A 13,699-nucleotide genomic window follows, 5' to 3' on the forward strand; every position below is an offset into this window, starting at 1 on the left:
GAGGATGATTTAGCAATTCTTATGATTGTTGGCGAAGGTATGAGTCAAGTTGTAGGCACAGCTAACAAAATTACGCAATCATTAGCGAACGCAAACATTAACTTGAAGATGATTAACCAAGGGTCGTCAGAAATTTCGATGATGTTTGGTATTTCTATGCATGATGCTGACAAAGCAGTTCGTACAACATATCAATACTGTTTCCCTAGATAATGAATAAACCACACACAATGTAGCGTTAACATACATTATGTGTGGTTTCTTTTATGTTGGTCGACAACATCTTGAATAATTTTCTCACCAACTACGAGTTTTAGGGTTACAAATTGAAAGTAACTTAGATTATCTATTAAATTACGATAGTTCTTATGTTTAATTAGTTTAAAAGGCTGATTCAATTCATACATAAGTACAATTTCTGGTTTTATATAATCGACATTCCATTTAAGTGAATGATAGTAAATATTTTGTTCAGGCATTCTGATATCTCGATCTAATCGATAAATCCAATCATTATTGTCTACATCATAAATAATGATCGATAAAATTTGCTTACCGTCATCAAAAATATCTAAACCACTAATAAGATTGTAATCAACTTTTGATTGATCGATATATTCATGGTTCTTAATAAATCGAATGTCATATTTATTTGGAATAAGTTTGATAATCTTAGAAATACGGTCTCGATTAATACATATTTCAATTAATCCATTATATTTAAGTTCGTCATATAAAAATAAATTTGTAGCTATATCACCGTGGAATTTGAAATCATTAGGTGCACGGCGGATCATTTCCTCTATTAATTGAATGGCACTTTGATCAGTTTGTGTCATGTTGTCACCTCCATAGTAAACGCTTACATCACGGTACAGTATACGTTATCGCCATCTATCATTCAACACATGCATCTATTAATTTCAAAAAACGTCAAAATATAATTTATATCATTTAGAATTAGTTTTAATGTCATTACTATTTAACAGGTAAATATCTTTAGCTTGTTTACTTAAATACGCTTGTATATCAGCGTATACTGAGTCTTCGCCCTTAGAATTGTCACAATTGCTCGTACAAGAAACGTTTTTAAAGTAAGCTGTGATCTCGATATTATTTAAATGACGATTTTGAGTAATGTCGTGGATATATCCCGCTTCCCTATTAACGACACCATCTGGAATGATAATGTCCAATTTAGAATGTTTAGCTACATAAGCCATGACGTGCGTCGATGCACTCAAAATAGATACTTCTTTATTTTGATTACTTATCTCGTCTATTACCTCTAGACAACTTGGATGATAATCAAGCGCAATGATGTCACCATTTCCAAATTTTTCTATAACGTCCTTTATATTTATTTGCGAAATATTTTCCATTTAAAATTCCTCTCTTTTAAAATATCTAGAGTTCCAATTATTCAATTAACTAAAAATGTGTTAGTATAGTAAAAATCAATGATTTTATTATATTGTGTCATTAAATCCATTTTATAATGGTATTTACTTTTAAAATAATAATAAATTTATTATAATCGAATGGTACCGATAAATAATTTATAGGGGTGAAATTTATGACATCAGCTAATCAGGTAAACGCATCCATCATATTTGAATATGAATTGAAACGTAAAAGTCTAATTAGTGAAATTAAAAAGAAATATGGTTTAAAATTGAATGATTTTATCTTTCTGCATCATTTGAGCACCTGTGATAGCAATAGAATTCCATTAAATGAAGTTAAGAAATCACTCACATTTAGTTTAATGGAAATCCATAAGTCACTAACAGCTTTAACAGAAAACCAAATTATTGGGAAAGAACGCTCTTTAGAAGACGAACGTAAGGTTTTCATTACTATTACTGAAAAGCAAAATAAACATATGCACAAATTGCTAGATGAATTTGATGCATTAATCCAAGACATCATGAATGAAAACCAATAGTAGAAAAGCAAACAATTTATGTTAAAAGTTGTTTGCTTTTCTAAATAACTTTTATATGTAATTTACTTAACCATTCACTTAATATTTAGATAATAAACATGAAACGCACCGTTAGAGATTTTTAACTTCCCTTAACAGTGCGCTTTTTTTATTTCCATAAATTTAAATGGTTACGTTTCGCTTCTTCTTGAGCTTGCTCAAGTTTATCTCGATACTTATCATTTGGCGGGTAGAATTTAGCCCGCGCCAAGCCTTCCGCTACAATTTTCTCATTATACATGTCGTTATCATTCATCCACACATACGCTAACGTACGATCATATTTATCATGCGGTTCTTTGTCGTACTCGAGATATACATGCTTGTGCGTTAAGGCCTTTTTCGTATAATTCGATGCCTCTTTACCGTACGGTTGAACAGGTGTGTTCGGTTTGACGGTTTCCGGTGTATCGACACCAATTAACCTTACTGTTAATCGTTCATTATCATCCGTTGTCACTTTAATGGTATCACCATCGACAACGCGTTCTACATAAACCTTTTGCTTATCTGAATCAGAATGCGTTTGTTCAGATTTAAAAGGCCCACTTTGGTTAATGAACTGAAATATTAAAACAATAACGATGATTGCACCAAGAATTAAACCTGAGGATAATTTTTTAGATTTCATAGATGTTTCACCTCTCATTACATTCTGATTAATCTTAAAGTATTTCGATGTTTCCGTCAATGAAATGTGAATAATTATACGTTACTATACGCTTGCATTTCTATGTGTATTAACCACAAAAATGTTATACTTAGTGTGTTAAGGAGTGAAAGCGTTGAATATTAAACAAGAGAACACAATTACCGTCATTGCTGTAATTGTTGCTATGATTATTGGTTTAGCGTTGCAAGCGATCTTTAAATTACCGTTAATCGTCGCTGCAATCATTGGCATACTTCTAGGTCTTCTAGTTGGCTATATCATGATGCTCGTTCGCCATAAAAAGAATAAAAATAATCGACATGACTAACTTAAAAAAGCAGGTATGTAGACATATACAAACCTGCTTTAATTATTTCACTATTCACTTATAACTTTTAATCGTTCATGCCATACCCAGTAGTTCGCGGCATGATCATAAACCCGGCACCAACCATCAACAATCTCATAAATATAAAACAACTGGTAACCGCCATACGTTTTCTGCGTTTTAATCCACGATTCACCTTCTCGCTCACAAATTGTAACGCCCTCGTCATTTGAGATAGCCAAACAGACATAATCATCATGAGCTGGATATCGATAAGGTGGCATGGCGCCAGCAATAAATTCCACATCGTTATCTTCATTCTCCTTAAAATCATTCATTTTCATATAAGAAGAAACTTTGTCATAAATGACTTTCATGTCATTGCGGTGGTAACCGCATTTTTCTAGGATGTTACCTGGATCTTGCTTATCCGCCTGCAATTGCTGATGACCTGGCAAGTGCGTGTAAGGATTAATCCCCCACTTATCACACAAGTAAGCCGTGATCTTGCACGTATTCTCAAACGATTGCTTCGTTCGCGCAACATCGTTAAAGTAACAAGCCTCAATACCTATCGCAACATCATTCGCATTGCCTTGATACCACTTGTTATCTAGTGTCACGTTATAAAGCACGTGCCATGCCTTCTCTTGAAAAGGCACGCAAATCACACATTCCTTATCGTCTACAAATACATGCGCTGACGCAGTACGACTTTCCTCAATGTTATAAGTATTACGGTAATAATCTATGTTATTCTGAGCAGTCGCATCAATATTACCCGTATCATGAAAGACCATAAATAACGGTGTTTCGCGTGACAATCGCTCACCAGAACGTCTCGTTCCGAAAGGTAAATAATCTTGATAAACCTTAATGCCATTCCATTCTCCGATAAACGTTTTCGTCATAACAGATCCCCCTTTTTAAACGTAGATGCAGACTTAAGCCGTGCTTTAATTTGATCAGGAATCGGGATACCAAGCTCGTTGCAGCTCTCAATAATACTCGTACTTTCTGAAAAGACATAGAACAACACACTTCCATTGATAAAGATACCTTCTAAATTAAAGATGACATCTATAATATTCGCTACGATGACGATACATATAATACCAATTTTCTTAGAATAACCAACCATCGTGCGCTGACTCCATAGCGTACGATTTCGCCATGCTTTTAAAATACCCGTTAACATATCTAAGATAATCAGAAGTAGTAATGCGTAAAATAGTTGTTTATGACCTGAATAAAATAGTGTTGAAATTGAAAAGATGTACGTTTCATCTAAATTTGTCATATCATTCACTCCTTTTTCTATATATCGAAAAGGGTGTGATGAAATGTTCAAACGAATCGAAAGAGCGTGAGACACTACGTTCCACGCTCTATTCATTGCTTTCTTTTATTGTGGTTCTTCTTTCGCTTTTGCTCTATCTTCTTTCGTCATATGCACATAGCGCCAGTACATTAGACCTGTCGCGATTAACCATAATGGGAAGAACATAACGGCACCACGCGTTTCCTCACTAAAGCATAATAAAACGAATATAAATAAGAAGAACAATAATACGACGATGCCTGAAATATAGCCACCTTTGAGTTTAAATGTATTTTGCTTACGTTTCTTCTTATTTTTAAAAGCATATTTAATATAAGACAGTATAATAAGTACCCATACTAAGAGATACAATACTGTAGAAAGTGTTGTAATAAAGACGAACACAGCCATCGCATTAGGGAAAATAAAGTTTAATAATGCCGCCACAATTAAAATAGATGTTGAGATAAACATCGCGATGTGTGGCACCCCTTTTTTATTCGTTTTACCCATGACTGGCGGTGCTTGTTTGTCCTTTGCTAAACCGTATAGCATTCGACTATCAGAGAAGATACCACTATTTGTTGCAGAAGCGGCTGCGGTTAACACAACAAAGTTAATCACACCTGCAGCAAAAGGTATCCCGATGAGTGAGAATACTTGAACATATGGACTTGAATCAGAAGAAATTTTATCCCAAGGTGTCATCGACATAATGACAACGAGTGAACCTACATAGAATAATAGAATACGAATCGGTACACTATTAATCGCTTTCGGAATTGATTTCTCTGGATCTTTCGTTTCACCAGCAGTCACACCAATTAACTCAATCCCGATAAAAGAGTAAACTGCCATTTGGAACGACATTAGAAATCCAGTCATACCATTTGGAAAGACACCATTGCTCCAAAGATTCGTAAACGTCGCTTTACCGTGGGATCCTTGAAAGCCCATAAAAATAAATATAAGACCAACTACAATTAATGCAATAATCGTAATAACCTTAATCATAGAGAACCAGAATTCGATTTCACCGAATAAGCTAGCTCCAAACATATTAAAAATCATCAAAATTAGAACAATTAATAATACCGTTAACCAATTGGGTATCTGCGGAAACCAATACGAAACATATGTACCCATCGCGGTTAAGTCAGACATGGCTGATGTTATCCAACTCATCCAATACGTCCAACCTATTAAAAATCCAGCATAGTTACCCAAGTTATCGTTAGCGATATCAACAAACGATTTGTACTTCGTGTTACTAAGTAGTAACTCTCCTAGGCCACGCATAAATAAAAACAGTATCGCACCAATGATGAGATACGTAATGATAATAGACGGACCTGTTAATGCAATCGTTTGACCCGAGCCTAAGAATAGACCCGTACCAATCGCACCACCAATTGCTATCAATTGAATGTGGCGATTGCTTAATCCCCTTTGTAAATCATTTGCCATATTTAATTACCCCTTTGATTAGCGTTAAATAATTTATATTTATTTAGGAAACTATTTAACTACGGTTCAATGATAAAACATACAGATAATTATTGCAATTGTAATATTTTTTAATTTTCTAAAAATTTAGTTTAATACTTATTATAGATACGTTTTGATACAATCAACTTTTTTGAAATCGATTTCTTTAGAAAGAGTGAAATTACACTTCGCGCACCTACACTCCTTTTCAAATAGAAAAAAGCTGAGGCACTCTTACTGCCCCAGCTCATATTAAAGTTTTATCTACCTAGCACATTAATCCACTTATCTGGCTTCATGTAATCGAATTCTTCGGTAAATTGATAATCTGTCACGATATAATCCACATCATCGATGGCACTGATTTTGTAAGACGTCTTTTTGTCACGCTTCGTATAGTCCGTTAATAAATACGATGCCTTACTTTGCTTCAACATTAACGACGACACGATGGCCTCTTCCCACTCGTACTCATAAGCGTATAACGCATCGAACGCTCCACAAGATATAAACGCTTTATCAAAGACGAATTGTGAAATTAAGCTATTGGTCATTGAGCCACTAACAACATCCTGTTCGAAGTTCGTTTTTCCAGCTAACATAATGACTTCACCATCAATACGTTCTTGTTCAATCGCTTTGTTTAACTCAGCACACACTAGAATCGAATTCGTCACAAATGTAACAGACTTTAAGTTCTTAAGATATTGTGGCAAGCGGCCCGTCGTTGTACCACCGTCTATCACGACTACATCGCCTGAATCAATTAACGTGGCGGCGTAACTTGCGATCTGGTTCTTACTACTCTCTTGCTGCATCCACTTACGCTCAAAGGGCTTTTCCTTATTGGTATGGTTATAAGGTATTGCACCACCATGCACACGCGTGATGACCTTATCATCCTCTAATATTTGAAAATCTTTGCGTATCGTCTCAGGTGTCACTTGCAGGAAAAGCGCCATATCTTTAACGGTCACTTTATGATAATTTTTAACACGATTAACGATATATTGAAATCTTTCATTTTGATTATACATCTTTCTGTACTCCTATACGTGAATGGTATAATTGCCATTTTCCTGTTCGAAAACGGTGCAACATTACGAGAAAACGTAATGCTTCGTCTAAAATATTGATACCTATGATGCCTAAAATTCCTAGATGGAATTGAATGCCAAATAAATAAGAGAGTGGAATGGTTAGCACCCAAGTCGTTATGATTGATACAACAACTGGATAACGCACATCACCTGAAACGTTTAAAATATCTACAATGAGCGTATTTAAAGCGCGTACAGGCTCTAACAAAATAAAGCTTATTAATAAAATCATGACCCAGTCGAACACTGATTTAGGATGGAATAGATGTGGTCCTACGATAAACACAATTGCGATGACACAAAGCATGATAATAATGGATCGCATAAATGTTATTACGAGATGTCTTTTCACAAAGGTGTGTAAAAGTTGATATTTATAACGTGCGATGAAACGGCCAATGTAAATCTGACTCGCTACGCCATATGCCATAGCGACGCTGAACGAAATGCCTGCTAGAACGCCACTAATGGACTTAGCAGCAACCATCTCACTGCCAAGCATGGCGATAAACGCGGTTAAGAATACTTGAGACACGTTATAAGAAATTTGTTCACCCGCACCCGGCATTCCAAGTTGTACAATTGGATAAGCGATGCGTTTCTTTATTAAAAAGTCCTTTAATTGAGGTACGGCAATCTTCAAGATGAAATACGTTAAGCAGACTAATCCAATGACGCGACTGATGTTCGTTGCCCACGCGATACCATAAATCGGATCGATAAAGCCTTTAGGAACCACGAATAGTACCATCGCATTTAGGACGATGTTAATGACGTTGATCACAATTGAAACGATGGTAGACTGCTTAGGTCGATCGAGTGTCCTTAAGATTGTGCCTAAAAGCATATTCGTTGTATTCATGAACAATAGGTATAAAATCGTTTCACTGTAATGATACGTATCCGTGAAAATGTCACTCGGTACTTGTAAGACGTGTAAAATAGGTGTTAAACATAGTAGCACGATCCCAGCTAGAATGAGTGACGCGATTAGGTTAAAAGACATGCTATGGTATATTTCGTGTCGAATCAGGTGCTTTGATTGTTCTTTGTGATGAATCAGACGAATAGATACCCCGACGTGAATAATCGTGATGAAGAATGTCACCAATATCAAAAACTGATTGGATAAACCAACCGCTGCTGTCGCTTTACTGCTATAAACCGACAACATTAAGGTATCCATTTGATTCATCAATAAGAAGAAGAGTTGCTCTATTAATATCGGTATAAAGAGCTTTTGAAATTTATGTTTAGAGAGCCCCATCAAATTCGAGTACTTTCGTTTCAAATGGTTTATCTTTACGAAGCGTTATTTCACGAGCGCCTCGATTTAAGTCACCATAAGCATTGTAGCCACTGATACGACCGTAACCAAGTTTGATGCCATGGTAATCAATCATAAAATCATTACAATGATCGTGCCCTACAAAGACACCTTCAACATCGCCATTGATTAATAACTGTGTAAACATACCTGAATTTAACTTGGCGTATCCAAGCTCATCTTCAAAGATACCTCTAAAGTCTTCATGCTCGACATCGCGTATCGCCTCGTACTCTTGAAGTGCAATATGTGTGAACATGAGATTATGATGTGCGACGTCTTTATAAACGGTTTCTCTAAGCTCACGCATCCAATTGACGTGTTGTGGATGAATGTAGCTATATTCACCGATATGGTGCGGACAATAATCGCCACCATCAATGATATAAATCACATGTGATAGTTCGCCGTCCATCTCAATTTCAATGGTATAAGCTTCCTTATCGTCAACGATCAAACTGTGCTTTTTCTCAACATAGTTTTGAAAGCCCTTTTCAATCTCTCTAATGTCACCACGTGAAAAGCGTCCTTCTGTATCGTGGTTACCAAATGTCGTCGCAACCTTAACATCATATTGATTAATATATTCTACGAGTCGTTTATAAGTTTCATCAGAATGTACGATGCCCTCAGACCAAATTTGGTCGCCAGTCATAATAATTAAATCTGGTTGATAATAGCGAATCATATGATCAATTAACGTATACGTTTGTTGGTCTTTGTCATCGTGATGCGGACTTAAATGTAAGTCGGCTAGTTGTATGATTTTAAAGTTATCCATGATTACTCTCCTAACTATTCTTTAGTAGCGCCAATATTTGCGCCTTTTACAAAGTGCTTTTGCACAAAAGGTAATACCAGAATGGCCGGCACTAAAATGAGTACGATAACTGCCATTTGAAGTGAATCACCAGTGATGGTGATCTTATCTAACATTTGATACATACCAGACTTTTGTTTCAATGCATCTGAAATCGCTTGTTGTGTCGTCAGCATATCTTGTAACACAGTCGCAAGTGGCTTCAAGTCAGGGTTTCTTACGAAGAATGCACCTGTAAACCAATCATTCCATTGTGATACAGCGTTGAATAGTGCAACCGTTGCGATAACTGGTTTACTCATTGGTAACACAATTCGCGTAAAAATTTGGAACTCGTTGCAACCATCGATACGCGCCCCTTCTTGGACACTATCTGGTAGTTGGTTAAAGAACGTGCGCATGATGAGTAAGTTATATACGCTATATAAAGACGGCAAGATATAAACCCAAATTGTATCCGTGATGTGTAAGTTGTTAAGTAGGATATATAAAGGTACCACGCCACCACTAAACAACATCGTAAAGAAGATAAAGAATGTAATCAGTCTTCTAAATGGTAATGTTTTAGATTTCAGTGCGTAAGCCGCCATTGCCGTAAGGACAACGCTAAGTATCGTACCTACAACAGTACGAAAGATGCTAATCATTAATGCATTAACGATGGTGCCCTTTTTGAAAAGCTCTCTAAAGTTATCAAGTGAAAATTCTCTTGGCCAAAAGTAGATGCCACCTCTTTCAGCCTCTGTACCACTATTAAACGCTAAAGCAAATATGTTCAATAGTGGTAAGATGATGGATAATGAGAGGCCGATGATACAAATGTAAGAAATGATACGTACAATCATGCCGCTAATATCTTTTTTATGACTCATATTTCCAACTCCATCTTTAGAATCTTACTTTGGTATCTTCTTTCTTCATTTCCTTTTCAATCATGTCATCAAATTCTTTAATACCTGCGTCTTCAAGTTTTTGACGCGCTTCATCTAAGATCTTCTTAGCTTCGTCTTCAGATTTCGCATAGTAAGCGCGTTTGACAGCTTCGTCATAATTATCTAAAGCAATTTCAAGTTCCTCGCCGCGTTCAAATTTAGGTAAGAATGATTTCACAGTTAAACCATCAATGACTTTAGCGTTCTTAAGTTTCTCATCATAATCCCACATGTCAGCCATTTTCTCAGGATTTGTCTTCTTACCTTTTGCACGCGCGTTATCACCGTATTCGCGTTCACCAAAGTCCGCTTTACGATCAATATCAGTATAACCAAGGTGTTCAGCCCAATATGCACCTACACCGCGGAAACCACGTTTCTTCGCTTTATCAGGATTTTCTTCTAATTCACGAAGTACTTCTTTCTTAACGACAGGATTACCGTCTTTATTAAGCTCGTAGTCACGGCCTTCAATACCGTATTGCGCAAGTAATTTACCTTCACGACTTGCTAAGAAGTCTGCGAATTTAACGATATCTTCTGGGTGTTCCGTTGTTTTAGGAATTGACCAACCTGAGTAACCAGTTTTGTATGGTAGTTCCATTTGATATTTACCTTTAGCATTGTTTAACGGTCCCATTGGAATATATTTCATGCTTTGGTTCTCAGTTACATAGTTGTGTAATTCAGAAACAATACCGAATGAACCATTCACGATACCTTCTTTGGCTTTATTTTCTTCCATCGTATAGAATTCTGGGTGCATTAATTTCTTTTCCATGAGTTCGTGAACATGTTTCACACGTTTCATACCGTAATCTGTTTCAGCTTCGTGTTTCACTTCGCCATCTTTTTCCATAAATTTCTCATCAGCTGAACCAGTCCATACTAAGTCATTGTAGAACGGTGTACGGTCACTACCACCCCAAGCTGTTGGACCAATAGGTGTAACTGGTTTGCCATTGTCGTCTTTAAAGCCATGCTTCTTAATTTTTTCAGCAACTTTTTGCATATCTTCTGATGTTTTAACATCAGTTGGATCGATGTTTAATTTTTCAGCGATGTCCTTTCGAATGTAAGGCCCGCCTACTGTTTTAGGACCTGGGTCACCTGGTTTACGATTAACACTCATGTGCACAAAGTACGTGCCATCTAAATCGTCACGGAACATAATATTGTCTCTAGTATCTTGTGGTAAGTAGCCTTTTTCAAAGTACTTACTATAAACATCTGTATCTTTTAACATATCTGTTAAGTCTGTAAGCTGACCTTGCTTAGCTGCTTTCGTTAAGACTTTCATTTCAGGACGACCGCTATCATTTAAGTAATACGCGATGAAGTCAGGAAGGTCGCCTGACGCTAAACCTGATGTTAAAGCTTCTGTAGAATCATTACCTGAAGCTTTTTGAAGTTTTAATGTAATACCTGTTTTTTCTTTAATCTTCTTTTGAATTTCTGGATTCATTTCAGGTGACACGTCACCTTCACTTTCGAATACAAGTCCCGTAATCGTACGGTCAGCAATCCAAGTGTCTGGTTTACCTTTGGCATCTTCTTTACGTTTCTCTTCATCTTGTTTTTTGTCGTTGCCACATGCTGTAACGAATACTAATAACGTACATAACAATAAAGCGAAAATTTTCTTCATTTTTGATCTCCTTTTTAAAATAATGATGTGTCGAATTTACGAGAAGCAAGTTTATTCACTACAAGAACTAGAATGAGGCCTATCAAGCCTTGAATTAAGCCAATTGCTATCGCATAACTGAAATCACCTTGTTGAATACCTGTTCGTATAACGTAGGTATCAATAATTTCTGATACTGAAGCGTTACCAGGTGTCTTAAGTAAGTAGATTTGGTCGAACCCGGCTTTTAAAACATCGCCTAAAGACAAGATAAATAGAATGACCATAGTCGGAACTAATGACGGAATCGTGATGTAGATAATTTGTCTTACACGATTCGCACCATCTATCGCTGCAGATTCATAAATGTCTTGGTTAATGCCCATGATTGCCGCGAAATAAATGATTGAATTCCAACCAATGTCTTTCCATATATAACTTGAAAAGACAATACTTAAGAAATACTTCGGTTCCATAAGGAAGTGCGTTGAACCGTCACCACCAAATGTTTAAGCGATTTCGTTAATCAGACCAGTGTTCGGAGCTAAGATGCTATGCACAACACCAATAACGACTACCCATGATAAAAAGTGTGGTAGATATGTGATGCCTTGAAGAAAGCCACGTAAACGTTTAAATCGCGTTTGGTTGATTTCATTGAACATGATTGCAAGTATAACTGGGAATGGAAACGCGAGTACGAGCTTCACAAAACTAATCACAAGTGTGTTGATAATAATGCTATAGCTTCTAGAATCACCGAAAAATCGTTTGAAATATTTAAGGCCAATCCAATCGCCACCCCATAAACCTTTATGAAATCTAAATTCTTTAACTGATAGAATAAGACCTGACATCGGTAAATAGTTAAATATGAAAAAGAACAAAATACATGGTAATAGCATTAAATAAAGCATTTTGTGTGACCACATGCGTTGTAATAGCGATGCTTGATGTACACCTTGATTTGATTTCTTTGAAAATAGATTTAACATAGACGCACCTCCTAGACTTCTTGAGTTTGACGTTCAGTGACTTGATGCGTAGATGCGTTTTGAATAATGTCGCCTGATTCCTGGTCGAAAATATGAATGTCCTTTAAATTGAAGCCTAGATTTACATGATCACCAACGTTAAAGTGCACATATGAATCAGTTGATGCAATATAAGTTTCGTCGTTATAAACACAATATAGAAGCTGATTTGAACCAATTCGTTCTACTAACTCAATACGTGCTTCGTTTAACATAAAGTCGTGTTTGAATTGATCCGATGCTACCTTTTCAACAACAATGTGTTCAGAACGTACGCCTAAGGAAACATGTTCGTTGTTTAAATCTAGTTGTGTTTTAGGTACTTGAACAGAAGTATCTTTAGAAAATTCAAACGCTTGCCCTTTTAACGAGAAATCAAGCATATTCATCGGTGGTGTACCGATAAAGCCAGCTACAAACGTGTTTCGAGGTTGCTCGTAAATTTCTTGTGGTGTTCCCACTTGTTGTATGACACCATCTTTCAGGAGTACGATGCGTGTAGCCATCGTCATCGCTTCAGTTTGGTCATGGGTAACGTATATCGTAGTAGCTTTCATACGACGATGCAGGTCAATAATTTCAGCACGCATTTGATTTCTTAATTTCGCATCTAAATTTGATAAAGGCTCATCCATTAAGAATAGTTTTGCGTCTCTGACTATGGCACGGCCTAGTGCAACACGTTGGCGCTGACCACCTGATAGCGCTTTAGGTTTACGCTTAAGTAAGTGATCAATTTGTAGAATCTTTGCCGTTTCTCGAACACGGGCATCGTAATTTTTCTTCTTAATGCCTCTCATCTTTAAACCAAAAGCCATATTTTTATAAACACTCATATGCGGATACAACGCATAGTTTTGGAATACCATAGCGATATTTCGATCCTTTGGTTGAAGCTGGTTAATTACCTTACCATCAACTTTAATTTCGCCATGGGAGACATCCTCTAAGCCAGCGATCATTCGAAGTGTTGTAGATTTCCCACATCCCGAGGGACCGACGAAGACGATAAATTCGTTGTCTTCAATTGATAGATTAAAATCCTTAACTGCATGAACATCTTTTTCGTAAATCTTACTTAAG

15 protein-coding genes and 1 pseudogene are annotated in these 13,699 nt (G+C 36.5%); 3 read left to right on the plus strand and 13 right to left on the minus strand.

Annotated elements, in window-relative coordinates; genetic code table 11:
• Positions 1 to 213: ACT domain-containing protein (locus A33S_RS11545; RefSeq protein ID WP_017176541.1), on the plus strand; the 213-nt coding region annotated here is incomplete at its 5' end.
• A 35-nt stretch (positions 214 to 248) separates the two neighbouring features.
• On the opposite strand, the gene A33S_RS0103035 is transcribed toward A33S_RS11545, so the two are convergent.
• Together A33S_RS0103035 and A33S_RS0103040 are read right to left on the minus strand one after the other, a co-directional pair.
• Complete coding sequence (locus A33S_RS0103035; protein WP_009384377.1) at positions 249 to 839, minus strand: hypothetical protein; 591 nt, start codon at positions 837 to 839, stop codon at positions 249 to 251.
• A gap of 111 nt (positions 840 to 950) precedes the next feature.
• The gene (locus tag A33S_RS0103040; RefSeq protein ID WP_009384375.1) at positions 951 to 1,382 is read right to left on the minus strand and encodes a hypothetical protein; all 432 of its coding nucleotides are present in this window, start codon (positions 1,380 to 1,382) and stop codon (positions 951 to 953) included.
• Between the two features lie 194 nt (positions 1,383 to 1,576).
• On the opposite strand from A33S_RS0103040, the gene A33S_RS0103045 reads away from it, so the two are divergent.
• Positions 1,577 to 1,948: a transcriptional regulator, SarA/Rot family gene (locus tag A33S_RS0103045; protein WP_009384374.1), complete on the plus strand. Its 372-nt coding sequence runs from the start codon at positions 1,577 to 1,579 to the stop codon at positions 1,946 to 1,948.
• Positions 1,949 to 2,096: 148 nt separating this feature from the next.
• Here A33S_RS0103045 and nucI read toward each other — a convergent pair whose 3' ends face one another.
• Positions 2,097 to 2,618 (minus strand): thermonuclease NucI, encoded by a 522-nt coding sequence (gene nucI / locus A33S_RS0103050; protein ID WP_009384372.1) that lies wholly within the window; start codon positions 2,616 to 2,618, stop codon positions 2,097 to 2,099.
• Between the two features lie 154 nt (positions 2,619 to 2,772).
• Here nucI and A33S_RS0103055 point away from each other — a divergent pair, with 154 nt between their 5' ends.
• Positions 2,773 to 2,967 carry a hypothetical protein gene (locus A33S_RS0103055; protein ID WP_009384370.1) on the plus strand — a complete coding sequence of 65 codons (195 nt, stop codon included), beginning with the start codon at positions 2,773 to 2,775 and terminating at the stop codon, positions 2,965 to 2,967.
• 50 nt (positions 2,968 to 3,017) lie between these two features.
• On the opposite strand, the gene A33S_RS0103060 is transcribed toward A33S_RS0103055, so the two are convergent.
• From A33S_RS0103060 to A33S_RS0103105, 10 genes and pseudogenes are all read right to left on the minus strand, one after another.
• A complete protein-coding gene (locus A33S_RS0103060; RefSeq protein WP_009384368.1) occupies positions 3,018 to 3,878 on the minus strand; it encodes a peptidoglycan recognition protein family protein in 861 nt (286 codons plus the stop codon).
• The gene (locus A33S_RS0103065; RefSeq protein WP_017176542.1) at positions 3,875 to 4,267 is read right to left on the minus strand and encodes a phage holin family protein; all 393 of its coding nucleotides are present in this window, start codon (positions 4,265 to 4,267) and stop codon (positions 3,875 to 3,877) included. Before A33S_RS0103065 ends, A33S_RS0103060 begins: the two co-directional genes overlap by 4 nt.
• Positions 4,268 to 4,372: 105 nt before the next feature.
• Positions 4,373 to 5,755, minus strand: coding sequence for an amino acid permease (locus A33S_RS0103070; protein ID WP_009384364.1), 1,383 nt, complete (start codon positions 5,753 to 5,755; stop codon positions 4,373 to 4,375).
• Between the two features lie 281 nt (positions 5,756 to 6,036).
• Positions 6,037 to 6,813 (minus strand): DeoR/GlpR family DNA-binding transcription regulator, encoded by a 777-nt coding sequence (locus A33S_RS0103075; RefSeq protein WP_009384363.1) that lies wholly within the window; start codon positions 6,811 to 6,813, stop codon positions 6,037 to 6,039.
• Positions 6,806 to 8,167: an MATE family efflux transporter gene (locus A33S_RS0103080; protein ID WP_235044511.1), complete on the minus strand. Its 1,362-nt coding sequence runs from the start codon at positions 8,165 to 8,167 to the stop codon at positions 6,806 to 6,808. The genes A33S_RS0103075 and A33S_RS0103080 overlap by 8 nt, the downstream gene beginning before the upstream one ends.
• Positions 8,130 to 8,984: a metallophosphoesterase family protein gene (locus A33S_RS0103085; RefSeq protein WP_009384360.1), complete on the minus strand. Its 855-nt coding sequence runs from the start codon at positions 8,982 to 8,984 to the stop codon at positions 8,130 to 8,132. The genes A33S_RS0103080 and A33S_RS0103085 overlap by 38 nt, the downstream gene beginning before the upstream one ends.
• A 14-nt stretch (positions 8,985 to 8,998) precedes the next feature.
• A complete protein-coding gene (locus A33S_RS0103090) occupies positions 8,999 to 9,895 on the minus strand; it encodes a carbohydrate ABC transporter permease (protein WP_017176543.1) in 897 nt (298 codons plus the stop codon).
• A gap of 16 nt (positions 9,896 to 9,911) precedes the next feature.
• The gene (locus A33S_RS0103095; RefSeq protein ID WP_009384356.1) at positions 9,912 to 11,603 is read right to left on the minus strand and encodes an extracellular solute-binding protein; all 1,692 of its coding nucleotides are present in this window, start codon (positions 11,601 to 11,603) and stop codon (positions 9,912 to 9,914) included.
• 14 nt (positions 11,604 to 11,617) lie between these two features.
• Positions 11,618 to 12,577 (minus strand): annotated as a pseudogene (locus A33S_RS11550) (ABC transporter permease).
• Positions 12,578 to 12,588: 11 nt separating this feature from the next.
• A partial coding sequence (locus A33S_RS0103105; RefSeq protein WP_017176546.1) for an ABC transporter ATP-binding protein occupies positions 12,589 to 13,699 on the minus strand: 1,111 nt, incomplete at its 5' end.

This window comes from Staphylococcus massiliensis CCUG 55927 (assembly GCF_000298075.1).
Lineage (GTDB): Bacteria > Bacillota > Bacilli > Staphylococcales > Staphylococcaceae > Staphylococcus > Staphylococcus massiliensis.

What these genes read in the sequence shown, in the direction of transcription:
- A33S_RS0103045 (WP_009384374.1), top strand. Translation starts at nt 1,577, where the DNA reads ATGACATCAGCTAATCAGGTAAACGCATCCATCATATTTGAATATGAA.
- A33S_RS0103095 (WP_009384356.1), bottom strand. Translation starts at nt 11,603, where the DNA reads ATGAAGAAAATTTTCGCTTTATTGTTATGTACGTTATTAGTATTCGTT.
- A33S_RS0103040 (WP_009384375.1), bottom strand. Translation starts at nt 1,382, where the DNA reads ATGGAAAATATTTCGCAAATAAATATAAAGGACGTTATAGAAAAATTT.
- A33S_RS0103070 (WP_009384364.1), bottom strand. Translation starts at nt 5,755, where the DNA reads ATGGCAAATGATTTACAAAGGGGATTAAGCAATCGCCACATTCAATTG.
- A33S_RS0103085 (WP_009384360.1), bottom strand. Translation starts at nt 8,984, where the DNA reads ATGGATAACTTTAAAATCATACAACTAGCCGACTTACATTTAAGTCCG.
- A33S_RS0103075 (WP_009384363.1), bottom strand. Translation starts at nt 6,813, where the DNA reads ATGTATAATCAAAATGAAAGATTTCAATATATCGTTAATCGTGTTAAA.
- A33S_RS0103060 (WP_009384368.1), bottom strand. Translation starts at nt 3,878, where the DNA reads ATGACGAAAACGTTTATCGGAGAATGGAATGGCATTAAGGTTTATCAA.
- A33S_RS0103090 (WP_017176543.1), bottom strand. Translation starts at nt 9,895, where the DNA reads ATGAGTCATAAAAAAGATATTAGCGGCATGATTGTACGTATCATTTCT.
- A33S_RS0103065 (WP_017176542.1), bottom strand. Translation starts at nt 4,267, where the DNA reads ATGACAAATTTAGATGAAACGTACATCTTTTCAATTTCAACACTATTT.
- nucI (WP_009384372.1), bottom strand. Translation starts at nt 2,618, where the DNA reads ATGAAATCTAAAAAATTATCCTCAGGTTTAATTCTTGGTGCAATCATC.
- A33S_RS0103035 (WP_009384377.1), bottom strand. Translation starts at nt 839, where the DNA reads ATGACACAAACTGATCAAAGTGCCATTCAATTAATAGAGGAAATGATC.